This window comes from Enterobacter cloacae complex sp. 418I7 (assembly GCF_050030705.1).
In the GTDB taxonomy this organism is placed as follows: Bacteria; Pseudomonadota; Gammaproteobacteria; order Enterobacterales; family Enterobacteriaceae; genus Enterobacter; species Enterobacter intestinihominis.
Genome location: NZ_JBLGUU010000001.1, coordinates 2,703,949 through 2,726,394, shown reverse-complemented (window position 1 = coordinate 2,726,394; position 22,446 = coordinate 2,703,949). Strand labels below are relative to the sequence as shown.

The window sequence follows — 22,446 nt, the reverse complement described above, 5'->3', positions numbered from 1 at the left end:
CCCTCTGTCGTTACCCGCTGACGGGCGTAACAAAGGCCGCCACTGGCAGCCTTAATCAATTTCTTCAATCGTAATTTTGCAAACAATGGCGTACCGCTTAACCGGGTCACCATCTGCGTCCTCTGGGCGTGCATATGAATCGCGTGTCATCAGATAACTGATGATGTCGCTAACCTCTGACATGTCAGGACGCTTCGTAAACAGAGCATCAGCACCAATAATTGCTATTGTCTCTTTCATACTTCACCTCATGTGATTTGCCCGCTGATGCGGGAGAAATGCTTTGGTGCTGGCTCCCCACAATGAAGCAGGGAAGGCCGTCGTCGCCTTGGTGAGCCATTACCTCACCAACTAGCTGATAACCGTATGCCAGCCCAAAACATTCCAGTTACGCACCATTGCCGCTCTCCCTGAGCCCGCCGGGCGGGCTACAGGTGCTTCCATTTTTTCCGCAATCGAATAGAACTGATGTAAGAAGGCGATAACCCATAGACAGCTGCAATTTTTCTGTTACTAAGCGGTGAGCTTCGTATCGCGAATACATCTTCTGGTGTCAGCTTGGCTGCGCCGTTCTTCTCTCCAGTTACGTGCTTGGCGCGACCTTTCAATTCCATATCCCTAACATTGTCGAGCTGAGTGCCTAGCTCTAGGTGTTTTGGGTTAATGCAACGTGGGTTATCGCATTTGTGAAGAATTACCATCCCTTTAATGCTCTCAAGGCTAACGCCACGATCTTCGCAATAGGCCTTTCGATGCAGCTTGATAGAAACTGTTTTCCCATTGACGGTCGTGGAGGTCTGTCCATAAAGCTGTTTTTGTTTATGTTCAATGCAATTACTCAACATACTGATCTCTCGTAAGAAAACATTAGGTTGTGTAATCCCGCATATTGGAACCTTCCATTGGCTCGCCATGGGGCCGACGCATGGTTTACTGTCGCGCCGTTCGACTGACCGAACCTCCACTTCGCCGCTGGCTAACTTCGCTCAGCTGTCGATGTTTCGTTTCGATGGATTAAAGATACAGATAAAACTGTATTATCGTCAACAGACAAAACTGTATTTAATGGCGTGCGAAACATATGTTTCTGTATTTGTGGGTAATTTATTTTGTAAGGACGAAAAAAAACCGGCATAAGCCGGTTTGTTTAGACGTTTGAGAGGGGGTTTTAGCGTTTGCGGCGGTAAATTCGGTGCTCAATCATTACACCGATAATGGTTAAAGGCTGGTGATCGCTGTTAATGACAGGGTAGTCGTCATTGAGTGGGACCAGTTCAAAGTGCTGGCAGCCGAGAGGGTCTACCCATGTCGGGCGGTATTTTTTGAAGGTTGCCTGTGTTCCGCCGTTCTTCGCAACAACAAATTCCCCAGGCGTGGGTTCTACCTCAGGGTCGACAATAATAACGTCACCAGCCTTAAAATCTGGTTCCATTGAGTCGCCTTCAATACGCAACGCAAAGGTGTGCTGGGACACATCCAGATCAGTAAGTATGTATTCAAGGCTGCCATCGAAAGCCTCGATAGGGTTTTTCTCAGCCAAGGCTCCTGCCTGTACGTAGCTTATCAACGGAACTCTCCTGCTGTTGATCTCTGCCATCGGCATAAACGCGCCGCCGTTCATTAGCCAATCGGCATCGCATTTAAGCGCCTTGGCTATTCCAATTATATTACGTGGCTTGAGAGTTTTCCCATCTTCAATGCTCTGCCATGACTGCTGCCGAATACCTGCCTTCTCAGCAGCTTCTGCCTGGGTTAATCCCAGCTCAATTCTTTTTTGTTTAACGCGATCCGCAAGGCTCATAAATCCCTCTCTCTGTATGCCTTGATAGTCACAGTTAAAACTGTAATTGACAAACAGAAATAACTGTCACAGAATACAGATAAAACTGTGGAGGTGATATGGAAACAATTTCTCAACGCCTCAAGCAAAAACGTGAAGAGATGAATCTGTCTCAGGACCAGTTAGCAAAACTGGCTGGCATGAAACAGCAATCACTTCAGGCCATCGAGGCCGGGACTACTAAGCGTCCACGTTATTTGGTTGAGCTGGCTCGGGCTCTCAAATGTGAACCTGAATGGCTTCTTTTTGGCGATGAGCCGAATAAAACAACAGCCGCTTAACGGCGGCTCTAACAACGAAAGGGAAAGCAATGCATTCACTTGCGTATCAACAAGGTAACAAATTTTCGCCAACGGCGATGATTTACCAGAATCGCCGGGAACCTGATTCCAGGGCGTTAAACATCGATGGGATCCGCGCAGCTGTTCGCGCCTGGGCAGCTGATTGCCGCAGCCGTGAATTTGTCGCGGCGCTGATTGTTGAAGAGTGGCGGGCAACCGGCGGCACCGGTCTGGATATCCCGACTGACTCGCACCGCCAGATGCAGAAGGTATTCCGCTGGATTGATGGCGACACCGAATACGCCGCCAACAACATTCGCCAGCTGGCCCCGGCAATCATGGCCGTCCTGCCGCTGGAGTACCGCCATCGACTTCTCCCAGAGGACAGCTTCATGTCCCGCTTAGCACGACTTGAGAAGGAAACGAGTGAGGCGAAAGTGGCCGTTGCGATGAACGCCCCGCGTCACCAGAAGCTCAAGGAACTCAGTGAGGGGATCGTAGAGATGTTCCGTGTCGACCCGGACCTGACCGCGCCGCTGATGGCCATGGTCACTTCAATGCTGGGGGTTATGTGAGAACTACAGAAATGGCGAAAGCCGGTCTGCGCGAACAGAACCGACTTTCTGGTGCAAAAACGACAGTAGTTGCAGGAGGAATAATGGCAAAAAATCCACGCTATTACCATACCGCTGTACATAAAAACATAACCCGCGACCGCTTCATCCGCTCGGTTAACCCGATTGTGGCAGAGAAGATGCGCGCCATCCTGGAAGAGCTGAAACGTAAGGAGAGTGGCCGTGGGTAACGTATCTAATTTAGCCGAAGCCAGAGAGGCCAGAAGGCTCCAGAAACCGCGCACGAATGACGGTAAGGGGTTTGCCTTGCTGCACCGTAAAATTATGGATGTGCCGTTCTACAAGGACGCTGAGGCGGCTCATTTATGGGTTCACCTGCTCCTGCGCGCTAATCACGAACAGACAATGGTTTCGACTGATGTTGGCGATGTGATCTGCGAACGCGGAGAGTTCATTACCGGTCGTAACACACTGGCAATGGAAACGGGTTTGACCGCTGATCGCGTTAAATCACTGCTCCGTAAATTCCAGAACCTGGGCATGATCACCACCAAATCGAACAACCGTTTTACTGTTCTAAAAGTGGTCAAATATGACGAATATCAGTCAAATTTTTGTCCAGCCGATGTCCAGCCAGTGTCCAGCGCAAACGCAGTAATAACAATGCCTGTGGAGGATGTGTGTCCAGCCGATGTCCAGCCGGTGTCCACAGATAACAATATATTAAATAACTTACTACCTAAAGGTAGTAAGTATGTCGCAAATGACCAGAACCCCGCTGAAGAGAAAAAGTCCCGTTTGTCATGCGATGAAGTATGGCAATGCCTGAAAGACGAACTGCCTGAAGCCCGGGGATGGAGATGCCTCACTGATGAGCGACGCAATCTGATCCGCACCTTCTGGGGTAAGGCTAACAAAATTGCCCGCAACCTGGACGGCAAGCCGATGGATATGGACGGTTTCAGAAGCTATCTGCGCTACATCGCTCAGAACTGCCGCTGGATGCTTGAAGACCGACCAGACCAGAAATCCGGGAAGACCTGGCGCCGCATGAAATTCGATAAGTTCCTGACCGAAAAGCTCTACATCGAAGTGCGCGAGGGGGATCGTGATGACCGCTGAATTCATGGCTGTACCTCATAACCTCGAAGCAGAGCAGAGCGTTATCGGTGGCCTGCTGCTGGATGATGACAACAGCGAGCGAGTCCAGAAGGTTCTGGCGATGCTCAAGCCTGAGTCGTTCTACAGCCGACCTCACCAGCTGATCTTTGCCGAGATGCGCCAGATGTTCCGCGACAACAAGCCAGTCGATGGTCTGACATTGTTCGACGCGCTCGAAGGTAAAGGGCTCGCTGAGCAGGTTGGTGGCTTTGCTTACCTTGCGGAGATCGCCAAGAACACTCCCAGCGCTGCAAACATCGTAGCTTACGCAGCATCAGTCCGGGAAGCCGCAATGGAGCGCTACGGTATCAACCGCCTGACCGAAGCTACTGAGCTGCTGTATTCCCGTAACGGCATGAGCGCTACGCAGAAGTACGAGGCCATTCAGGGTATTTTCACCCAGCTCGCAGACCATTCAAAAACCGGCAGCCGCCGAGGGTTGAGATCGTTTGGCGAGGTTATGGATGACTGGGTAGCAGATCTGGAGAAACGCTTTGACCCTTCAGGCGAACAACGCGGCATGAGTACCGGTATACCGTCACTCGACCGAATGCTAGCGCCGAAAGGTCTGGTTAAAGGCTCTCTGTTCGTGATTGGCGCAAGGCCAAAGATGGGCAAGACAACCCTGTACGGGCAGATGGCGATCAACTGCGCAGTTCGTGAGAAAAAGCCAGCGCTGATGTTCAGCCTGGAAATGCCAGGCGACCAGATCCTCGAGAAACTGGTTGGTCAGAAGTCCGGCATTAATCCGAGTATTTTTTACATGCCCGCCACGGATGACGCCGATGACCAGTACCAGGGCGACTACGACGGCGACTTTAAGAAGGCGATCGCCACAGCCGGGAGACTGAGTGAAATCGACATGCTGTACATCGACGACACTCCTGGCTTGTCACTGGCGCATATCGTTACAGAAAGCCGCCGAATCAAACGCGAGAAGGGCTGCGTAGGCATGATTCTTGTTGACTACCTGACGCTGATGACCGCCGAAAAGGCCGACCGTAATGACCTGGCCTACGGGATGATCACCAAAGGTCTGAAGAACCTCGCCAAAGAGCTTGGCTGCGTCGTCGTGCTGCTGACCCAACTCAACCGCGAACTGGAGAAGCGAGTGAATAAACGCCCGTTGCCGAGTGATTCCCGCGACACAGGGCAGATTGAGCAGGACTGCGACTACTGGGTTGGTATCCACCGGGAAGGTGCTTTCGATGACAGCGTGCCGCCGGGAGAAACCGAGTTAATCCTGCGACTCAACCGCCACGGCAGCACCGGAACGGTTTATTGCAATCAGATCAACGGGGCAATTTACGACACAGACCAGCATGCAGCCGCCGCAGAACGCCGCGGGCGTGAGCAGCAGCCGAAAAAGAAAGGGGGGTTCTGATGACCATAACAATTCGTGGGCAGATTCTTGCAGCCCTGCGTAATAACGCGGGCCTGAATAGTGCTCGCATTGCCAGCATGATCGGCATGACCACCAAAAAGATTTCAGGCACGGTCAGCTCGCTTCTGGCAGACGGCCTGATCACTTGTGAGGGCAAGCACGGCCAGCGGCTTTATCGGCTGACCAGTTACGGCATGAAATACGCACCGGAAACCATACCTGCCATGCCGAAGGGGAATTCGAAGCTGGTGCAGCGTACAGAGACGAACGTGATCTGCCAGGAGTGCCGCAACAGCGCGGCGATGAAGCGAGTATTGATGGTTTGGGGGAGGGTGGGGGTATGAGCGAATGGAGTGATTATCGCTGGATGGTTAGGATCATGGCGAAGGATAACGGTGTAACGCTCATCAGCATCGCCAAGCACTGCGGTGTATCGCACAGGAAGCTTAATCAAATTCTGCAAACCGGGCCATCCAAAGAACAGGAAGAACTCATAGCCGAAGCTCTGGGCTGCGCAGGGTGTGACCTTGCGGAAATCCACAGGCAAATTGGCGAGTTATCAGACAAGTACGGGAGGGCAGTGGTATGAAAATTTACATCGCAGGACCAATGACGGGTTACGAAAACTACAACCGTCCGATGTTTAACGCAGTAGCACAGCAGATGTTATCAGGTGGTCATGTGGCATTAAATCCGGCCACGCTCCCGGATGGTTTATCTCAGCGTGAGTATATGGACATCTGCCTGGCGATGCTTCGCTGCGCCGACGCCATTCACATGCTGCATGGGTGGCAAGAGTCGGAAGGTGCCGTCGCTGAGCATGCCATGGCTAAAAAGCTGGGAATTAAAATTTCTTACCAATTTGAAGGAGCTGCCGCATGAAACCAACATACGAAGAACTTGAAGCCAAGTGCGCGGCTCTGGCTGCGGAGAATGCGGGGCTGAAGTCAGCGATTGAAAAGCATGCTGACAGTTACATCATGTGCGGATATTGCCGAACTGAGCGCGATGGCAAGAACGACGATGTTTGTGAAGTGCTTGATTCAATCCCAGCTACCGACGCTTTCCTGGCTGAAGTGCGGGCGCAGGGGGTGGAGATGTTTGCATCAAAGTGCAAAGAAGAATCGAAGCGTGCCCACTCTTCTGACGCCAGGGATTCTTGGTGGGTCTCGGGTGAAAACGCTGAAGACTTCGCCGACGAGCTTCGCAAAGGAGTGCAGTCATGAGCAACGCTATCGACGCGCACCTGACTGATGAGGTGATCAATGCAGCATTCGAAAACACGAATTTCGGTCGCTCTGATTTCCGCACCATCCTGGCTGAAACAGTCATGAAGCGCGCTGCCGGGTATCACTCAGGATGGACCGCAACGACAATCTGCACGCGCCTCGGCCTACTCGGGAAACAGGAGCGGCCAACCAAGCTCGGGCTGACGTTCGCTTTCCATCACTACTACAAGCCATGCGTTCGTGAAGCGCTGATGTCTGTCCAGGAGGCCGCCCAATGAGCAACATCGACAAACGCGAATTACGTAAAGCCGCCGAAAAACATGGAGATGACGACATCCTGGCGCTGCTGGATGAGCTGGAAGCCGCAGAGTCGCGGATTGCTGAGCTGGAAGCGCGGGAGGTGAACCTTCCAAAGCTCAGCGTTGGCGAAGTGATGCACATGAGCGGATTCAGTCGGGATTATGCCGAGGGGTGGTGTTCTGGTAACGACAATGCCATTCACGAGATTCATGCAGCTGGAGTGAAGGTGTCCGCCGCAGCCGGAAAAGGAGAGTGATATGGCTAATCATTCAGCAGCATGGGGAATCACACTGCACACTGAATGCCCCGAGTGTGGGGAGTACTTCGACATCATCCGCGTGCAAGATGATTTCTGGACCGATGCTCGTTTTGGCGTTTGTGAACATGACACTCCGGCAACGACAGGCGTCGAGGTCGAGTGTCCTGAGTGTGAACACGAATTCAAAGTCGATTTCGATTACTGAGGACTAACCCATGACATTAACCAAAGAATGGCTCCTGACGACAATCGCGGAGCTCGAAGAAGAGCGCGATGCTGTGCCCGGCGTTGTAAACGAAGATGCGGCCAATGCGCTTGTGGCGATGAAGTTGGCGCTGGCATCGCTCGAAGCGAAGCCTGTGACGCAGGTTCTCTCAAGTCGAGCGGGTAACGATACATCGACTATTGATAAAGCTCTGCCAGAAGGAACTATGCTATATAACGCCCTGCCAGCGCCGGTATCTGTGCCAGATGGATACAGGTTGCAGCCAATATCTGAATATGACGCAATGTGCGCCGCCATGCTTCAGGGTGCAGAACCTGTAATGACGGCTAACAAGTTGTCATTTGAGCAGTGGCTTTCTCAGCAGACAGGCACTATTGACGTCGAATGTGGATGCGTGATGACGGAGGTATTTTTCCACTGGTTGCGCGTTGCTTATGAGGCAGGTAATTCTCCGCATTGTCGGGAAATCTTGAATTCGTCAACCAAAAATTTTCGGGAAAACGCGGAAACGTCAACCAAATGCTGGTGCCGCACCTGCCGCCCGGTGACATTTGCTGATAGTCACTTCGTCGTTTGCCCTGAATGCGGAAATAAACGCTGCCCGCATGCCAATGACCACCGGAATGCATGCACAGGAAGTAACGAACCAGGTCAGGAAGGCAGTGCTTACCCAGCAGCACCGCGGCAGGAGGTGAAGTGATGGGCAAGTTAACTTTCGTCATTGAGTTCGAAGACGGCAAGGAGCCGCCTGTGCATGCCCATATGGAAGCTTTGGGCGGGAAGGTTGTTGCGGTCGCGTTCCGTGATGCATTGAGCGAGAATAATCCTCCGACGATCACTACCTCTCCTCAGGTGCTTAGCGGGATGCGGTGCTTTATCTGCAATGGCAAGCATCCGATAGGTGTCGCCTGCCCACTTAGTTCGCCAACAGTGGTATCGCATAATGCCTAACCCATTCTAAGCATAACAAACAGGCATCTTCGGAGGCCTTTCTCTTCAGTTGATTTTGTTGAATCAACCGTCCATACTTTCTTTGCTGATGGCCTGAACACCCATTGGTGACTTCTGCGCATTTAAGGGGACTTAAATGCGACCACAATCTGAACTCCTCACCTTGTCACAGATGCTTAACGGCACCTGCGATTTTCTGCATTCTGCGTTACCTCCCGGAGGTGGCGTATGAAACAGCACTACTGCATCGTTAACGACACCGTTAAAGACAACCTCATAGCATTCATCCGCACCCTGCCGGTAAACCCTCGCGCGCCGATGGTGGTCGAGGCCCGGGAAGAGACGCGAACCGATAAGCAAAACCGTCTTATGTGGCCGCTGCTGAAGGACCTGTCTGACCAGGTTGTCTGGCACGGCGAGAAGTTGACCCGCGAAGAGTGGAAGGACCTCATCACCGTTCTGGTGAATCAGACTCAAGACCAGGAACAGAAATCTGCGCCGGGCATCAACGGCGGCCGCGTTTATTTCGGCGTCCGCACTTCGAAATCCAGCAAGCGCTACATGGTCGACGTCATTGAGGCGATTTACTGGTTCGGAACCGACCGCGGCGTGAAGTTCTCCGAGGCATCCAATAAGCGCATTGCCTGGGCGCAAGAGTGGAGGGCTTCCCGTGGGTAATCCTCTCGCACGCGTCATCACGAACGAAATCTTCCGCGTTCCGGCGCGCCGCAAAAGTAAGCCAGCGGTTAAGCCGTCCGACATCCCGACCTTTAAAGATTACACCGCCCGCCTGGTGGATCAGAAATGGCTGCGTCTCGCGGCACGGAGGGCGCATGGCTAATTTGTGCAAAGCGGCACGCGGTCGAGAATGTCAGGTGCGGATCCCAGGCGTATGCAACGGCAACTCTGAAACATCTGTCTTGGCTCATATCCGCCTGGCGGGTCTCTGCGGTACCGGAATAAAGCCGCCTGACCTGATCGCCACCATCGCATGCAGCAGTTGCCACGACGAGATTGATCGCCGCACCCGCCTGGTCGATGCGGAATATGCAAAGGAGTGCGCGCTTGAAGGAATGGCTCGCACACAGGTCATCTGGCTTAAAGAGGGGCTCGTAAAAACATGAATGAATACCGCATCAGCCTCCCGTGGCCGCCGAGCAACAACCGCTACTACCGGCATAACCGCGGGCGCACGCACATCAGCACAGAAGGGCAGGCGTACCGCGACAGTGTCGCCAGAATCATCAAAGACTCAATGCTGGATATTGGCCTGGCAACACCCGTGAAAATCCGTATCGAGTGCCACATGCCGGATCGCCGCCGACGAGACCTGGATAACTTGCAAAAGGCTGCTTTCGACGCCCTGACGAAATCCGGGTTCTGGCTCGATGACCAGCAGGTCGACTACTACAGCGTGAAGAGGATGCCAATCGTCAAAGGCGGCAGGCTTGAACTGACCATCACCGAACTGGAGGCTGAATGAACCACACAGACTTCCTGCGGTATCAGGCCGAAAGCGTTAAGCGCGCCAGCATGCCGCCAGTAGCAAAGCACAGCCAGACCAAAACCAACCAGCGCGAAGTTTCAGTGGATCTCAAAATGAGGGGAGAATTGATGAAAAAGCAAAGATTGAATATTTCATATCTCAACGAGTGTTTTACTTACTCTCCTGAAACTGGCGTTTTAACTTGGAAGGCGAGACCTCTTGACCATTTCCATGACGAAGCCACTTGCGCAGCATGGAACAAAAAATATGCCTTCAAGCAGGCCGGGTATGAGCATCGCGGATATTTGAGCCTGTCCCTGAATGGTAGAAATATGTTTCTCCATAGGATCGTCATGGCCTTAATAAAGGGCCAGTGGCCTGTAGCCATGGTGGACCACATCAATGGCAATAAATCAGATAACAGGGAGTCCAATCTTCGCATTGTTGATAACGCAGAGAATGGTAAAAACAAGTCCCTGCTTCTAACAAACAAATCAGGCTACCACGGTGTAAGGCTTTGCAAGAATTCATTGCGATGGCACGCGTACATATATGTGAAAAGAAAACAAATCTTCCTTGGATCTTTCAAATCTAAAGACGAGGCTGTAGTGGCAAGGAAACAAGCTGAGAAAGAGCTGGGATTTCACAGCAATCATGGGCGAACCAATATCTATGGTGGTGCCGCATGAACAGTCAGCAACTGGAATACGTACGTCAGCAGCTCATTGTGGCGACCGCAGATCTGAGCGGGGCGACCAAGGGGCAACTGGTAGCTTTCGCCGAAAACGCACAATTCACTGCGACGGCGCGCAGCCGGGGACGGAAGAAAATCACCGACCCGGTCACCGGCCGTAAAGTTAACCCGGACGGCCCGGCGATGAGTGGAAGTCAGTCCCGCGCCAAGGGATCGTCTATCGCGCTGGTCAGCCCGGTAGAGTTCGTGACTGCATCGTGGCGCCGCGCTGTCCTGTCGCTGGAAGACCATCAGAAAGCATGGCTGCTGTGGAACTACAGCGAGAACGTTAGCTTTGAGCACCAGGTGGCTATCACCCAGTGGGCTTGGGCAGAGTTCCTGGAGCAGCTCGGCGCGAAGAAGGTGGCCGGCAAGACGATGGAGCGCCTGAAGAAGCTGATCTGGCTGGCGGCGCAGGACGTTAAGGCTGAGCTGGCGGGTAGGGATGTGTATCAGCATCAGGATCTGGCGGCCCTGTGTGGCGTTAAGCCTGATAACTGGTGCCATAACTACGCCGACTACTGGCGGGCCATGTGCACCATCTTTAAGCGGCTTGATGGCGATTCTCTTCTCTGCACTGTGAGAACACGATCACAACAAAAGGCGACTTTTTCGCAGCAGGCTATTGCAAAAGTCAATTAAATAGCATACATTTCATGTAAATCTGATATCGTCGCCATAGCTTCGTAGGTCGACAAAGAATTAAGAGCCTCGCCAATGTGCGGGGCTTTGTTTTTTGTGCTTTATGTAAACCAAGTAGTCTTTAAAAGTTAAAAATCATTTTTTACTTATGTAAAATGTGGCCTCCAGTTAAAACAGAGAGGCCTCATCATGAAGAACTTCCAGCTTTACGTTGGCGGCACTAACAACATCACCTATCGTTACGAAATCAGAAAGGTGGATGATGCTTTTAGTGTTCGAATATTCAACGTCATAAACAAGGTGCACAAAGAGGTCGGTTGTAAATCGCTTCGCTTTGTGTCAGCTCATGATGTTATCGATGAGTGCACATCGCATTACAGGAGGCACGCTGAAGGCCTAAGAGGCTTTTTACGTGGGCTCAAAATGTGGTGAAGGTGCAACTCAACAGACAGGTCGCTTAGGCGGCCTTTTTATTTGCCTGTAGCTAAACGGTAAAGCTCCCAACTCATAATTGGATGATCGCTGGTTCGAATCCAGCCGGGCGAACCAAACCCACTACCTGGGACCCTTCGGCCATAGAGCCGACATTGCCTTACCCTCACATTGCCAGCCTGTCGCTGGCTTTTTTATTTTCAGGCTCTGGGAACCATCATCGACACGCCTACTTGTTAAATCGTCCCTAGGGCCTGAACCAACTACACACGGAATAAATATGTCTGAGACCTTCACTATCGTAGGCGTTGGTCTTACATCGTCATCAGTCGGTGTAACCTTTGCCACGCTGTTTCCGGAGGCGACTCCAGCAGTGATGCTCGGATCACTCGCCGGAACGGCGCTATACGTTCTGACCTCAGATCCCCATCAACTCTGGAAGCAGGCTATCTTTGCGCTGATATCGTTTATCAGTGGCGTGTTCTTCTCCGTACCCATGGCGAAAATCATGGCCGGAATCATCAACACGCCGTTAAGCCTGATGAAGCCACCGGCCAGCATTGAGGTATCGCCAGCTGTCGGTGCAATTGTCACTGCTTCCATTTCCGTGGCAGTCCTGCTGCGTATTCTCCGCAAATCAAAAAGCGGGAAGATGCCGGGGCTGGGGGAGGAAGATAAATGACATGGCAACTTCTTCTGATGGATGCAAACGCCATAGTTTGCCTGCTAATCATGGTCAGGCTGATGTTTTTCCGGAAAGAGGGAAAGCGTCATCGCCTGAGTGTCGCGGTGCTGGCTTATCTGGTCATTCTTGCCGCCGGATTCAACGCCTTCAACATTCTGCTCGGCCATTACGTACAGGTTAACCTTGGCGATCTGCTGCTTAACTCCGTCATCTGCATGGCGGTGTGGCTGGCGCGTGGGAACCTGGCGAAGGTCGTTATAACGGAGTAGTCCATGCAAACCAGTGATAAAGGCATTGCCCTGATAAAAGAGTTTGAGGGCTGCAAGCTCACCGCCTACCAGGACAGCGTAGGAGTCTGGACGATCGGTTATGGCTGGACTCAGCCCGTCGACGGCAAACCAATCCGCGCCGGGATGACTATCAAGCAGGAAACGGCAGAGCGCCTGCTGAAGACCGGACTGGCCAGCTATGAAAGTGATGTGTCACGTCTGGTTAAAGTCGGCCTGTCTCAGGGGCAATTTGATGCCCTAGTGTCGTTCACTTATAACCTCGGCGCCCGGTCATTGTCGACATCGACTCTTCTACGAAAACTCAACGCCGGTGATTATGCTGGCGCTGCCGATGAGTTCATGCGCTGGAATAAAGCCGGTGGCAAAGTCCTGAACGGTCTGACCCGTCGGCGTGAGGCGGAGCGCGCTCTGTTCCTGTCGTGATTGGCGCGCTGCTAAGGCGTTACTGGTTGCAGTTGCTGGTGGTGGCGGTAATCGGCGTGCTGGTGTTCTTCGTGAACCACTACCGCGACAACGCCATCACCTACAAAGACCAGCGCGATAAGGCCATCGAGAATCTCCGCCTGGCTAACGACACCATCAAAGATATGCAGACCCGGCAGCGTGATGTCGCTGCACTGGATGCCAAATACACCGGAGAACTGGCTGATGCGAAAGAAACCATTGAGCGTCTGCATAGCGATGTCATTGCTGGTCGTAAGCGGCTGCAGCTCAACGCAAAATGTCCCGCAAACGGAACGGCCAGCACCGGCGGCATGGGCAATGCTCCCGGCCCCCGACTTACTGACTCCGCTGAACGGGATTATTTCATCCTCAGAGAGCGAATCGTCACCGTGACGAAGCAGGTTGGCTATTTGCAGGGCTACATCAACACCCAATGTCTGAAATGAGCTATGATTCTGTTTTCAATTATTAAAGGAAGATAATAATGACTAATAGAGAAATAGCTCTTGAGCAAGCCCTTATCGCTGTTATCGGCGCTATCCGAGAAGAGGATGCTGATTTGGAGCGCATAGCAGTTAGGGCTGACATGCTTTTGCTGGATAATTCACCTTATCGAATTGTTGAGCATCCCCATGTCTCAAATGCTTTAACTGAAATTGAAAAAGCACTTAATTTCAAAAAGTAAATCAAGCCGCCTCCGGGCGGTTTTTTTATTGTCATCACCATGGGTATTCCCATCGTAATGGCAATATCCCCACAAGCGGATAAAGAGGCTCTCAATGTCCGACATCTACCAAATCACGCTAACCACTCAAACAGGCGAAACCTTCACTGGCAAGATGTCACGACGTCAGCCTGAACTGGTGAACGGCTTTGTGCCGCTTGCGACTGAAACGGGCCAGTGGCTGTATTTCGCTCCTGCCGATGTGAAGCGCGTGGAGTTCACGCCAGTACCGGCAGAGCAGTCCGAGCCGCCAGCAGAACAAACAGCGGAGTAACCCATGGTTAACGATGACGATCGCAGGCCATACCCGCCAGTTAACTTCATCGTCTCAGACAACTGGCAGCCATACACCAGGCTGATCCCCGCTAACGAAGTGCATGAGTGGATAAGCCGCCAAATCCTCAGTGATGCTGGAAGCATCCATAACCCTGACCACGAACACCTGTTAGAGGCTGATCTCTGCTTCATGTGGGCATCCGATTCGTTTACGAAGAAAGGGCGACATGTCCTCGGCCAAGCCGAGCAGGTAATGCTCCGCGCAGGTGGCTGGCAAAAAGCCAGAATGGAACAGCAGATGCATGAATGGTTCGGGCGAATTCCTAAGTTCATCATCACCCTGGCAGCCGATTACTGCTCACAATGCAGTGACCTCGAATTCTGCGCACTGGTAGAGCATGAGCTTTACCACATCGCCCAGGCCACCGATGATTTCGGCGCGCCTAAGTTCAACAAAGAGACCGGGCAGCCAGTGCTCACACTGCGCGGCCACGACGTCGAAGAATTCACAGGTGTCGTACGTCGATACGGTGCCAGCAAAGAAGTACAGGAGCTCGTTGATGCGGCCAATGCGCCAGCAGAAGTGGCTCACATCGATATAGCCAGGTCATGCGGGACATGCATGCTCAAGCTGGCCTAACAATATGACTGATTATGACAGGCGGGTAATTTATGGCGACACTGAAAGGTGAGGTCAAAGCCTTCATCGTTCAGTCCCTTGCCTGCTTCGATACTCCATCCCAGGTGGTTGAGTTGGTCAAAAAAGAATTTGGCCTGAGCATCACTCGTCAGCAGGTCGAATCACACGACCCGACGAAAGCAAACGGCAGGGGGCTGGCGCAGAAGTGGGTTGAGTTATTCCACGAAACCCGTAAGCGCTTCCAGACCGAATTAAGCGACATCCCGATCGCCAACAAGGCATATCGTCTCCGCGCGCTTGACCGGATGATGACGAAAGCTGAGAGCATGCGAAACATGGCTCTGGCTGCTTCTCTGATGGAGCAGGCTGCGAAAGAGTGCGGGGATGCATACACGAATAAGCAGAAGGTTGAACACTCAGGCGGCCTTGCCGTGAGCTCAGTTGCATCTGTCATGGACGAGATAGGAGATGAAGACCTGTAAGGAGTGACTGTGTTAACTGAAAAGCAGAAAGCGCTCCTGAAGAACAGGTTCTGGCGTCTCAATCACCTGTACAAAATCAAAGATAAAAACGGTAAGTGCGTAACGTTCAAGATGACTCCTGAGCAGTTGGAGTATTTCGACGGGATGCACGACCGCAACGTGATACTCAAAGCACGTCAGCTCGGGTTTACCACCGAGGTGTGCATCATCCAGCTTGATCTGGCGATCTTCCACAAAAAAGAATGCGCACTGATCGCTCACTCACTTCCGGATGCAGAAAGGCTATTCCGAAACAAAACGCAGTTTGCCTACCAGCGGATGCCCGACGATATCAAGCTGGCCAATCCTCTCGTTAAAGAGACGACCAGCGAGTACGTCTTCGCGAAAGGCGGTAGCGTTACGGTATCGACATCCTTCCGAGGCGGCACGCTCTATAGCCTGCACGTTTCCGAGTTTGGGAAGATATGCGCCAAGTGGCCAGAGAAGGCTAAGGAGATTGTTACCGGTGCTTTTGAGGCTGTGCCACTTGGTGGCGTAATCACCCTGGAAAGCACGGCTGAGGGGCGGGCGGGATATTTTTATGACTACTGCTCTGAGGCCGAGAAGGCCATGCTTCAGGGCAAGGAACTATCCAACCTCGACTGGAAGTTTTTCTTCTTCTCCTGGTGGAAGAATCCGCAGTATGCAATCGACCTGGTGGAAGCGCTGCCTCAGCGCTTAGTTGAATACTTCGCTGAGATGGAGGCGAAGCACGGCGTTATCATCAACGAGCGCCAAAAAGCATGGTATTACGCCAAGGAGAAAACTCTAGGCGACGACATGAAGCGCGAATACCCGACCATACCGGCGGAGGCGTTCCAGCAGTCTGTCGAGGGCGCGTACTACGCCAAACAGTTCCGCTGGCTCTACACCAACAAGCGGATCGGTAAAATCCCGGATAACTCACACCTGCCGGTGCACACGTTCTGGGATATTGGTGTGGGCGACTCCACGGCTATCTGGTTCGTTCGTGAGGTTGGCGAAGAGTTCCACATCATCGACTACTACGAAAACTCTGGTGAAGGCCTGAGGCACTACATGAAGGTGCTGAAAGACCGCGGCTATGAGTACGGCGAGCACTGGGGTCCGCACGACATCGAAAACCGCGAATTCGGCGCTGATGCCAAATCGCGCAAAGAGCTCGCGCAGGAAGGCTATGAAATCGACGGTCAGGTGTACTCGATGACATTCAACGTTGTGCCTAAAACTGGTGTCGATACCGGCATTGAGTCGGTACGTGAAATTCTCCCGTCCTGCGTCTTCGATGAGGAGAAATGTGCCGAGGGCATATCTCACCTCGAAGGCTACCGCAAGGAGTGGGACGACAAGCGCGGCTGCTGGAAAGACAAACCGCTTCATGACTTCACATCACACGGTGCTGACGGCTTCCGTTACTTTGCAGTAGCGAAGAACAACCACAAGCAGGTCGGCGCAGTATTCTTCTAAGGAGCTCATCAGTGAGTGAACAACAAGGCGAGGTTTCATTCCTCGTTAATGCCCTTGCTGATGCTATCGGGCGGCAGCGCATGCTGTACGCAGGCCAGCCGGGAAACACCAAACGCACGAAGTTGTGGGATGAGTTTGGCTATCCAAACAGTCTCGAGTTCGACCGCTACTACCGGGCCTACGAGCGCAACGCGGTGGCGTTTGCCGCAGTCCATAAGCTTCTCGATTCGTGCTGGGTTGATAACCCGACGATCATCGACGGCGACGGCGGAAAGGAGTCAACAGAGACAACGGACTGGGAAAAGTCAGCCACTAAGCTGCTGAAGAAGCACTGGCCGAAAATTAAGGATGCGGATCGCCGTAACTTGGTTGGCCGATACTCGGCATTGCTGATTCAGTTTCGGGACGGAAGAGAGTGGAGTGAGCCGGTAGACAGGTCGGTGGTGTCACGGCTGAAAGACAAGGCCATTGTTAAGCTGATCCCCGCGTGGGAATCCCAGATCAAGCCAGGTAATTTCGATACCGACACGCTTTCAGAAACGTATGGCCAGCCAGTTTCGTACAGCTTCAACGAACAGCCAGTTGGTGATGATGGTACGTACGGCCCGGTGCGAGGCGTTACCGTACACCCCGAGCGAATTATCATCCTTTGCGAAGGTTCAGAAGACGAGAACATGCTCTCTGGCGTGCCTTTCCTGCGCGCGGGCTACAACAAACTTCTCGACCTTGAAAAGGTATCGGGTGGTAGTGCCGAAGGGTTCCTGAAGAATGCCAGTCGCCAGCTCGGGATTGCGTTCGACAAAGAAACCAACATTGCGAACCTGTCAAAGCAAGCCACAGACGCTGGCTACAAAGACCTGGGCGAAGCGCTCAACGACAAAGTCGCCAAGATGAACCGTGGCACTGATTCTGCCCTGGTAATGCAGGCCGGCACGCCGTCGGTGCTTTCTGTTGCAGCTGCCGATCCATCCCCGACTTGGACAGTAGCTGCCAACGAGTTTGCATCTTCGATTCAGTGCCCGTTCACCATACTGTTTGGTCAGCAGACGGGGCGCCTTGCCTCAGATGAGGACAAAACAGACTGGGCGAAGCGCTGTAACGGCCGCCGCTGGGGATTCCAGTCGACGGTTATTGAGAGTGTGCTTGAGCGCTTCTGGACAGTAGGTGTCATTGACCCGCCTACATCCGGAGAGGTTACGCTGGCATGGTCTGATCTGCTCGCGCCGAGTGAGAAAGAGAAGATTGCCAACATGCAGGCAATGGCTGTCGTGGCGAAAGATACCCAACAGGCATACGGCACTCCGGCAGTGGATGAAAACGAAATCCGCGCAGTTGGTGAGCTTGAGCCTCGCAAGGTCGTGCAGCCACCTAACCCTGATGTAAAGCAAACCGATAAGGATCCGCTGACAGATGATGATGACAGCGCAAACCAGAATCGGGACGCCAATCGTACCGCGTAATAAAGCTGACCCGACGCAATCATCGCGGCAGGTCAGTCGGATGTTCAACGATATCGAAGATCGGTATCTGAACATCAAGCGCAGGCTTAAGGCTCTGTTTGAGCTGCGGCTGACTGGGCAGCAACGTGAGGCGAACGCACAGCAGTCCTGGATGATGTGCAACAACGAGGGCGCAGAACCTTCGCTGTATCAAGTCAATGCCGGTAAGTTCGTCTATGACATGACAGCTGCTGAATTGGCCGATCTGCTCCAGGTGGTGCAGTCGATTCTTGATGATGAGCTTCTTGAAGGCGGCAGCCAGAACCTATGGGCGATGGACTACGTCATTGCGGAATATTACCGCGGCACGCTAAACGCCTTCACCAACCTGTCGGTGCAGTCGCAGGCGTACGCCAGTCAGACGACGCTCCAGCAGCTTTTAAGCAGCCTCGGCTACCTGAACCAGATTGCGGCGGCCAGGCTGACAACGTTCAGTGACTGGAAGGTCATCAGCGATACAGCCCGCGGCGACCTGGCCAACATCATCACCGATGCGGTAGCGCGCGGGGTGAGTCCTCGCGAGACGGCCAGCGTCATCAGCAAGCGCCTAGATGTGTCGATGTCGAAGGCCAAAACCATCGCCCAGACTGAGCAGGTCGGTGCGCTGCGGCAGGCACAATGGAACGAAACGGACTGGGCAGCCGACAGGCTGGGTCTGAATACCGGCCTACTGTGGCTTTCAGCGCTCAAACCAACGACGCGAACCTGGCATGCCAGCCGCCACGGCAAGGTCTACACCACCGTAGAGGTGCGGGACTTCTACGCTCAGAACGGCAACCGGTACAACTGCTATTGCAGCCAGATACCTGTGCTGCTCAACGACGACGGCAGCATATTCAACGAAGGGCTGGCGGATAAGCTGAAGAAAGAGCGTCAGCAATGGACAGTCAAGGAGGCCGCGTGATTTATCCATGTGATGCCGCCAATGCAGTGGAGATATTGAACATTCACTACTCATTCGCAGAAACCATATGCCGCCCAAGAGAAAGGCTCAAGGCAATTGCTCAGGGTCTGATAGTCCATGACAGGATGCTAGCCGATTGGGACGTAGACAGGAAAAGCGACGAGTATCGCCGAAGAGTAACACCGAAATTACACCAATGAGGACCCAGCATGAAACGCAACCGCGTTAATGTGCTGACCGTCGTCAACTCCGCTTCAAACATCACCACTGAAACCATCGACGGCAAGCCACATATCGTGGTTCGCGGCATCACGCCTGTCGTGGACGATATCGTGATGAACCGGAAGTTGTACCCGGCAGCAGAAATCGAAAAGGCTTACAACACGCTCGAGCGTAACCCGATGCCGCTGGGCCACCCGAAAGTGGACGGCAAGCATGTGTCGGCGCGTGATGTCCGGGCGGTGAACGAGTACCACGTCGGGGCCTGGCTACAGAACGTCAGCCACAAAGACGGGAAGGTGATGGGCGACATGTACGTTAACCGCCAGTACGCCGAGTCGAGAGACAAGGGCAAGCGCCTGCTCAACCGCCTGGATGAGATGCTGGCGGGTACAAACTCCGACCCTATCCATATCTCCACCGGGCTACTGTATTCCGGCATTGCTGCCAATGGCGAATCGAAGGGTAAGAAGTACAACGAGATCGCCACCAACATGATGTTTGACCATGTGGCGGTGCTGCTCGATGAGCCGGGTGCCGGGACTCCGGAGGAGGGCGTTGGGATCTTCGTTAACTCTGAAGGCGATGAACAGCAGATCGAAGTTGCCCGCCTCGCTGACGGAATCGACTGCACCCGCGACGGCCTGCTCAACAAGACCAAATTTTTCTTCACCAATGCCTCCAACTTCTCTTTCGACGACATCTCCCGCGCTATCAGCGACAAGCTGCGCGAGGGTGACACCGAAGATAAGTGGCTTTGGCCTGAAACGGTGTGGCCTGACAGCTTCATCTACCGCAATGACACCAAATACCTGAAGCAGAAGTACCTCATCGATGACGACGGCAAGGCCGTGTTCGTCGGCGAACCTGTAGAAGTCGTGCGCAAACCCACTGAGTACGAGATTAAAACCAACGGAGAGAACGATCCGATGAAAGAACTGATTATCAATGCGCTACAAGCCGCTGGTAAGCCGACTGAAGGCAAGTCCGAAGCCGAGCTGATGGACGCATACAACCAGATGAAGGCCGAAGAAGCCACCACCAAGAAAAAAGGCGATGAAGAAATCGACCCTGAAACCGGCAAGCCCAAGAAAAAAGAGCAGGCCACCAATAACGAAGAGATGCCAGCGTGGGCGAAGAAACTCGCCGATCGCGTGGACGTCGTTTTCAACAGCCTGAGCGCGAACGCCGACAAAGAGAAAGGCGAAAAGCGCGCGGCAGTGAAACTGGCGATGAACATGAGCGATGAAGAAGTCGCGGATCTGGACGGTAAGGCGCTCGACGCGATGTACGCCAAGTGCCAGACCTCTTTCGGCCTGAACGGTGCATTCCGCCAGCAGGCTACCAACACCCAATCAGTCAGCGAAATGCCGGAGTAAAAAATGGCTAAAGACGGAAAGCATATCATCCACGCCGGCGGCGTGTTCCCTAATCCGCTGCTTAACCGTGAAGGCGCGGCCGCGGCATCTACTCCGCCGGGTACCATTGGCTTCTTCAGTGCAGCGGACAAGTTCACTGCCTCTGTGGATGGCAATGAGGCTGCAATTCTGTATGTGGCCAACAAAGACTATCTGCGCTGCCTGTCAGTGGACGACGCTATCCCTGCTGGCGAGCTTGTCGTAGGTATTCAGCCTCTGCCGGGCATGTTCCTCAACGTTCGTGCCGCAGCCGGCACCTACACCAAGGGACAGGCGCTCTCTATTGCAAACGGTCGAGTCAAGGTGGCTGCTGGCGATGAGTCAGTGCGCTGCTACGTCGAGGAAGACAAATCATACACAGCGGCGGCAGGCGATCTGCTTCGTGTCGTAATCAAATAAGGAGCGGATATGTTTGTATTCTCCAAGTCTATCGGTGAAAAGACCGGTAACTTCGCGGTAAATCAGGCGCAATGGCGCGCTCTTGAAATTGAGCGAAACGCCAGTGCTCAGGCAGCAGCGGATTTCTTGGCGCGCACTCAGTTCCGTGGCGATGCAGAAAACGCTCCTTATCTCGATGCGGTGAACGCAGTTGACGATATTCGTCGCCTGTATCGCGCTTTCGACACAACTGTTCTTCAGCAGTTCGAGCCGAATACCGAGTTCACTCTGCTGAACGATCTAATGCCGCTTTCTCGCTCCGTTCGAATCGAACAGTCTCGTTACGACTATGCTCGTACCGGTGGCCGCGGCTGGGCTCACACTTCCATGTCCGGACAGGTCGGCGCGGCACTCGATGCTCGTAGCTATTCCTTCGATGGCACCATGGTGCCTATCCACGACTCGGGCTTTAAGTTCGAATGGCGTGATCCAATCTTCAACAGCCCGCAGGCATTGCAGTCGCAGGCTGATGCGCAGCGTGGTTCGGTTGAAGACGTTCAGCGTCGTTACGTTGACTACATCTTCAACGGCTTCCGCGACAAAGCTGGCAACTTCGCAGTGTTTGACGGTCTGACCTGGAAAGGGTTGCGTGACGATGAGCGCGTAGCGCAGATCGACCTTGGCGCTTCAGGCCTGAACATCGATTTTACCTCTGGCACAGCAACGTCTCAGGACATCCGCGCTGGCGCAATCGCACTGCGTGATCAGATGCGCCGCGTGAACAACCAGTATGCAGAGCAGACCTGGTACGTATCCGGTGAAATCATCTCCAACCTGGAACGCTACTTCTCCGACAACTTCCAGTCCGGCACGATCATGGATGAAATCCTGAAACTGACCGGCGTTGCGGCGATCAAAGAAGACAGCCAACTGTCAGGTAACGAAATCGTCATCGTTCCGCTGTCTGCTGGCGTCATTGCTCCAATCGTCGGCCAGGCTATCGGTACCGTTGCATCTCCGCGTCCGGAGTACAACAGCGACTACATCTGGCGCACCTGGGGTGCAATGGGGTTGATGGTCAAGCAGGACATCAACAACAAATACTCCGTAATTCACGCATCAAGCTAAGGATAAATCATGGCACTGGTAGAAATCGTGGCAAGCAACCTACACGCCGGTGCCAACCTCCGCAAACTGGAGGTTGGTTCGGTAGTTGATGTGGATGATGCAACAGCTGAGCGCTGGATCAGCACAGGCAAGGCGAAGGATACCGACAAGAAGAAAGGCGAGAAGCTTACCTTCGAAGTGGCTACTCCTTCAGCTCCTGCGACAGATCTGACGGCCCTTCAAAAGCAACTCGCCGACGCACTGGAGCAGAACCAAAAGCTAATCGCCGATGGTGAAGCTAAAGACAAGGCTCACGCCGACGCACTGGCAGCAGAAACCAAACGCGCTGACGAAGCCGAAGCAGCACTGGCGGAAGCTATCAAGAAGGCGAAATAA

37 protein-coding genes, 1 tRNA gene and 3 pseudogenes are annotated in these 22,446 nt (G+C 53.3%); 38 read left to right on the top strand and 3 right to left on the bottom strand.

Features of this window, described 5'->3' with window-relative positions:
• Positions 1-51: 51 nt before the first annotated feature.
• From ACQG0S_RS13185 to ACQG0S_RS13175, 3 genes are all read right to left on the bottom strand, one after another.
• A complete protein-coding gene (locus ACQG0S_RS13185; RefSeq protein WP_063840717.1) occupies positions 52-240 on the bottom strand; it encodes a hypothetical protein in 189 nt (62 codons plus the stop codon).
• Between the two features lie 188 nt (positions 241-428).
• The gene (locus ACQG0S_RS13180) at positions 429-845 is read right to left on the bottom strand and encodes an HNH endonuclease (RefSeq protein ID WP_026080571.1); all 417 of its coding nucleotides are present in this window, start codon (positions 843-845) and stop codon (positions 429-431) included.
• A 323-nt stretch (positions 846-1,168) separates the two neighbouring features.
• Positions 1,169-1,801, bottom strand: coding sequence for a LexA family protein (locus ACQG0S_RS13175; protein ID WP_426750483.1), 633 nt, complete (start codon positions 1,799-1,801; stop codon positions 1,169-1,171).
• Positions 1,802-1,899: 98 nt separating this feature from the next.
• Here ACQG0S_RS13175 and ACQG0S_RS13170 point away from each other — a divergent pair, with 98 nt between their 5' ends.
• The 38 genes and pseudogenes from ACQG0S_RS13170 to ACQG0S_RS12985 all read left to right on the top strand — a co-directional run bounded on the left by ACQG0S_RS13170 (position 1,900) and on the right by ACQG0S_RS12985 (position 22,446).
• Entirely contained in the window at positions 1,900-2,121 is a 222-nt protein-coding gene (locus ACQG0S_RS13170; RefSeq protein ID WP_017693164.1) for a helix-turn-helix domain-containing protein, read from the top strand.
• A 29-nt stretch (positions 2,122-2,150) separates the two neighbouring features.
• Positions 2,151-2,696, top strand: a complete 546-nt coding sequence (locus tag ACQG0S_RS13165) for a toxin YdaT domain-containing protein (protein ID WP_063134458.1) — start codon at positions 2,151-2,153, stop codon at positions 2,694-2,696.
• An 11-nt stretch (positions 2,697-2,707) separates the two neighbouring features.
• A pseudogene (locus tag ACQG0S_RS13160) lies at positions 2,708-2,789 on the top strand (replication protein); the annotation flags it as partial.
• Positions 2,780-2,926, top strand: coding sequence for a hypothetical protein (locus ACQG0S_RS13155; RefSeq protein WP_015571544.1), 147 nt, complete (start codon positions 2,780-2,782; stop codon positions 2,924-2,926). The pseudogene ACQG0S_RS13160 and the gene ACQG0S_RS13155, both read left to right, overlap by 10 nt.
• Positions 2,919-3,818: a DNA replication protein gene (locus ACQG0S_RS13150; protein WP_108361533.1), complete on the top strand. Its 900-nt coding sequence runs from the start codon at positions 2,919-2,921 to the stop codon at positions 3,816-3,818. The genes ACQG0S_RS13155 and ACQG0S_RS13150 overlap by 8 nt, the downstream gene beginning before the upstream one ends.
• Positions 3,808-5,241, top strand: coding sequence for a DnaB-like helicase C-terminal domain-containing protein (locus ACQG0S_RS13145; protein WP_426750480.1), 1,434 nt, complete (start codon positions 3,808-3,810; stop codon positions 5,239-5,241). Before ACQG0S_RS13150 ends, ACQG0S_RS13145 begins: the two co-directional genes overlap by 11 nt.
• On the top strand, positions 5,241-5,585 hold the full coding sequence (locus ACQG0S_RS13140) for a winged helix-turn-helix domain-containing protein (RefSeq protein WP_426750478.1): 345 nt from the start codon (positions 5,241-5,243) through the stop codon (positions 5,583-5,585). The genes ACQG0S_RS13145 and ACQG0S_RS13140 overlap by 1 nt, the downstream gene beginning before the upstream one ends.
• Positions 5,582-5,830, top strand: a complete 249-nt coding sequence (locus tag ACQG0S_RS13135) for an XRE family transcriptional regulator (RefSeq protein ID WP_426750476.1) — start codon at positions 5,582-5,584, stop codon at positions 5,828-5,830. The genes ACQG0S_RS13140 and ACQG0S_RS13135 overlap by 4 nt, the downstream gene beginning before the upstream one ends.
• Positions 5,827-6,123 (top strand): DUF4406 domain-containing protein, encoded by a 297-nt coding sequence (locus ACQG0S_RS13130; RefSeq protein ID WP_023303592.1) that lies wholly within the window; start codon positions 5,827-5,829, stop codon positions 6,121-6,123. The genes ACQG0S_RS13135 and ACQG0S_RS13130 overlap by 4 nt, the downstream gene beginning before the upstream one ends.
• Positions 6,120-6,467, top strand: coding sequence for a hypothetical protein (locus ACQG0S_RS13125; RefSeq protein ID WP_426750474.1), 348 nt, complete (start codon positions 6,120-6,122; stop codon positions 6,465-6,467). Before ACQG0S_RS13130 ends, ACQG0S_RS13125 begins: the two co-directional genes overlap by 4 nt.
• A complete protein-coding gene (locus tag ACQG0S_RS13120; protein WP_426750472.1) occupies positions 6,464-6,748 on the top strand; it encodes a hypothetical protein in 285 nt (94 codons plus the stop codon). Before ACQG0S_RS13125 ends, ACQG0S_RS13120 begins: the two co-directional genes overlap by 4 nt.
• An 86-nt stretch (positions 6,749-6,834) precedes the next feature.
• A pseudogene (locus tag ACQG0S_RS13115) lies at positions 6,835-7,026 on the top strand (hypothetical protein); the annotation flags it as partial.
• 1 nt (position 7,027) lies between these two features.
• Positions 7,028-7,234 (top strand): hypothetical protein, encoded by a 207-nt coding sequence (locus ACQG0S_RS13110; protein ID WP_426750470.1) that lies wholly within the window; start codon positions 7,028-7,030, stop codon positions 7,232-7,234.
• Positions 7,235-7,244: 10 nt separating this feature from the next.
• The gene (locus tag ACQG0S_RS13105; protein ID WP_426750468.1) at positions 7,245-7,955 is read left to right on the top strand and encodes a hypothetical protein; all 711 of its coding nucleotides are present in this window, start codon (positions 7,245-7,247) and stop codon (positions 7,953-7,955) included.
• The gene (locus ACQG0S_RS13100; protein WP_426750466.1) at positions 7,955-8,206 is read left to right on the top strand and encodes a hypothetical protein; all 252 of its coding nucleotides are present in this window, start codon (positions 7,955-7,957) and stop codon (positions 8,204-8,206) included. Before ACQG0S_RS13105 ends, ACQG0S_RS13100 begins: the two co-directional genes overlap by 1 nt.
• Positions 8,207-8,434: 228 nt before the next feature.
• A complete protein-coding gene (locus ACQG0S_RS13095) occupies positions 8,435-8,884 on the top strand; it encodes a recombination protein NinB (protein WP_409249731.1) in 450 nt (149 codons plus the stop codon).
• Positions 8,877-9,047, top strand: a complete 171-nt coding sequence (locus ACQG0S_RS13090; protein ID WP_058677203.1) for a NinE family protein — start codon at positions 8,877-8,879, stop codon at positions 9,045-9,047. Before ACQG0S_RS13095 ends, ACQG0S_RS13090 begins: the two co-directional genes overlap by 8 nt.
• Complete coding sequence (locus ACQG0S_RS13085) at positions 9,040-9,330, top strand: DUF1364 domain-containing protein (RefSeq protein ID WP_058677204.1); 291 nt, start codon at positions 9,040-9,042, stop codon at positions 9,328-9,330. The genes ACQG0S_RS13090 and ACQG0S_RS13085 overlap by 8 nt, the downstream gene beginning before the upstream one ends.
• The gene (gene rusA / locus ACQG0S_RS13080; RefSeq protein ID WP_032680713.1) at positions 9,327-9,689 is read left to right on the top strand and encodes a crossover junction endodeoxyribonuclease RusA; all 363 of its coding nucleotides are present in this window, start codon (positions 9,327-9,329) and stop codon (positions 9,687-9,689) included. The genes ACQG0S_RS13085 and rusA overlap by 4 nt, the downstream gene beginning before the upstream one ends.
• A pseudogene (locus tag ACQG0S_RS13075) lies at positions 9,686-9,781 on the top strand (hypothetical protein); the annotation flags it as partial. The gene rusA and the pseudogene ACQG0S_RS13075, both read left to right, overlap by 4 nt.
• 24 nt (positions 9,782-9,805) lie before the next feature.
• The gene (locus tag ACQG0S_RS13070) at positions 9,806-10,381 is read left to right on the top strand and encodes an HNH endonuclease (protein ID WP_426750809.1); all 576 of its coding nucleotides are present in this window, start codon (positions 9,806-9,808) and stop codon (positions 10,379-10,381) included.
• Positions 10,378-11,067 carry a bacteriophage antitermination protein Q gene (locus ACQG0S_RS13065; protein WP_063151933.1) on the top strand — a complete coding sequence of 230 codons (690 nt, stop codon included), beginning with the start codon at positions 10,378-10,380 and terminating at the stop codon, positions 11,065-11,067. Before ACQG0S_RS13070 ends, ACQG0S_RS13065 begins: the two co-directional genes overlap by 4 nt.
• A gap of 474 nt (positions 11,068-11,541) precedes the next feature.
• Positions 11,542-11,616: transfer RNA gene (locus tag ACQG0S_RS13060), tRNA-Ile, on the top strand.
• A 163-nt stretch (positions 11,617-11,779) separates the two neighbouring features.
• Positions 11,780-12,181, top strand: coding sequence for a putative holin (locus tag ACQG0S_RS13055; protein WP_001514183.1), 402 nt, complete (start codon positions 11,780-11,782; stop codon positions 12,179-12,181).
• Entirely contained in the window at positions 12,178-12,453 is a 276-nt protein-coding gene (locus ACQG0S_RS13050; RefSeq protein WP_001514184.1) for a phage holin family protein, read from the top strand. Before ACQG0S_RS13055 ends, ACQG0S_RS13050 begins: the two co-directional genes overlap by 4 nt.
• A gap of 3 nt (positions 12,454-12,456) precedes the next feature.
• Complete coding sequence (locus ACQG0S_RS13045) at positions 12,457-12,897, top strand: lysozyme (RefSeq protein WP_063151934.1); 441 nt, start codon at positions 12,457-12,459, stop codon at positions 12,895-12,897.
• Positions 12,894-13,364, top strand: coding sequence for a lysis protein (locus ACQG0S_RS13040; RefSeq protein WP_426750462.1), 471 nt, complete (start codon positions 12,894-12,896; stop codon positions 13,362-13,364). Before ACQG0S_RS13045 ends, ACQG0S_RS13040 begins: the two co-directional genes overlap by 4 nt.
• A gap of 38 nt (positions 13,365-13,402) precedes the next feature.
• Positions 13,403-13,603, top strand: a complete 201-nt coding sequence (locus tag ACQG0S_RS13035) for a hypothetical protein (protein WP_045622346.1) — start codon at positions 13,403-13,405, stop codon at positions 13,601-13,603.
• 94 nt (positions 13,604-13,697) lie between these two features.
• Entirely contained in the window at positions 13,698-13,916 is a 219-nt protein-coding gene (locus ACQG0S_RS13030; RefSeq protein ID WP_426750460.1) for a hypothetical protein, read from the top strand.
• 3 nt (positions 13,917-13,919) lie between these two features.
• Positions 13,920-14,558 carry a putative metallopeptidase gene (locus ACQG0S_RS13025; RefSeq protein WP_426750458.1) on the top strand — a complete coding sequence of 213 codons (639 nt, stop codon included), beginning with the start codon at positions 13,920-13,922 and terminating at the stop codon, positions 14,556-14,558.
• Positions 14,559-14,590: 32 nt separating this feature from the next.
• Positions 14,591-15,040 (top strand): DUF2280 domain-containing protein, encoded by a 450-nt coding sequence (locus ACQG0S_RS13020; RefSeq protein WP_032634757.1) that lies wholly within the window; start codon positions 14,591-14,593, stop codon positions 15,038-15,040.
• A 9-nt stretch (positions 15,041-15,049) separates the two neighbouring features.
• Positions 15,050-16,525, top strand: coding sequence for a terminase (locus ACQG0S_RS13015; RefSeq protein ID WP_426750456.1), 1,476 nt, complete (start codon positions 15,050-15,052; stop codon positions 16,523-16,525).
• Positions 16,526-16,536: 11 nt separating this feature from the next.
• On the top strand, positions 16,537-17,985 hold the full coding sequence (locus ACQG0S_RS13010) for a DUF1073 domain-containing protein (protein ID WP_426750454.1): 1,449 nt from the start codon (positions 16,537-16,539) through the stop codon (positions 17,983-17,985).
• The gene (locus tag ACQG0S_RS13005) at positions 17,942-18,928 is read left to right on the top strand and encodes a phage minor head protein (RefSeq protein ID WP_426750807.1); all 987 of its coding nucleotides are present in this window, start codon (positions 17,942-17,944) and stop codon (positions 18,926-18,928) included. The genes ACQG0S_RS13010 and ACQG0S_RS13005 overlap by 44 nt, the downstream gene beginning before the upstream one ends.
• Positions 18,929-19,137: 209 nt before the next feature.
• On the top strand, positions 19,138-20,526 hold the full coding sequence (locus ACQG0S_RS13000) for a DUF2213 domain-containing protein (protein ID WP_426750451.1): 1,389 nt from the start codon (positions 19,138-19,140) through the stop codon (positions 20,524-20,526).
• A 3-nt stretch (positions 20,527-20,529) separates the two neighbouring features.
• Positions 20,530-20,964, top strand: coding sequence for a hypothetical protein (locus ACQG0S_RS12995; RefSeq protein ID WP_032648633.1), 435 nt, complete (start codon positions 20,530-20,532; stop codon positions 20,962-20,964).
• Between the two features lie 9 nt (positions 20,965-20,973).
• On the top strand, positions 20,974-22,071 hold the full coding sequence (locus ACQG0S_RS12990) for a major capsid protein (protein ID WP_230480259.1): 1,098 nt from the start codon (positions 20,974-20,976) through the stop codon (positions 22,069-22,071).
• Between the two features lie 9 nt (positions 22,072-22,080).
• Complete coding sequence (locus tag ACQG0S_RS12985) at positions 22,081-22,446, top strand: hypothetical protein (protein WP_426750449.1); 366 nt, start codon at positions 22,081-22,083, stop codon at positions 22,444-22,446.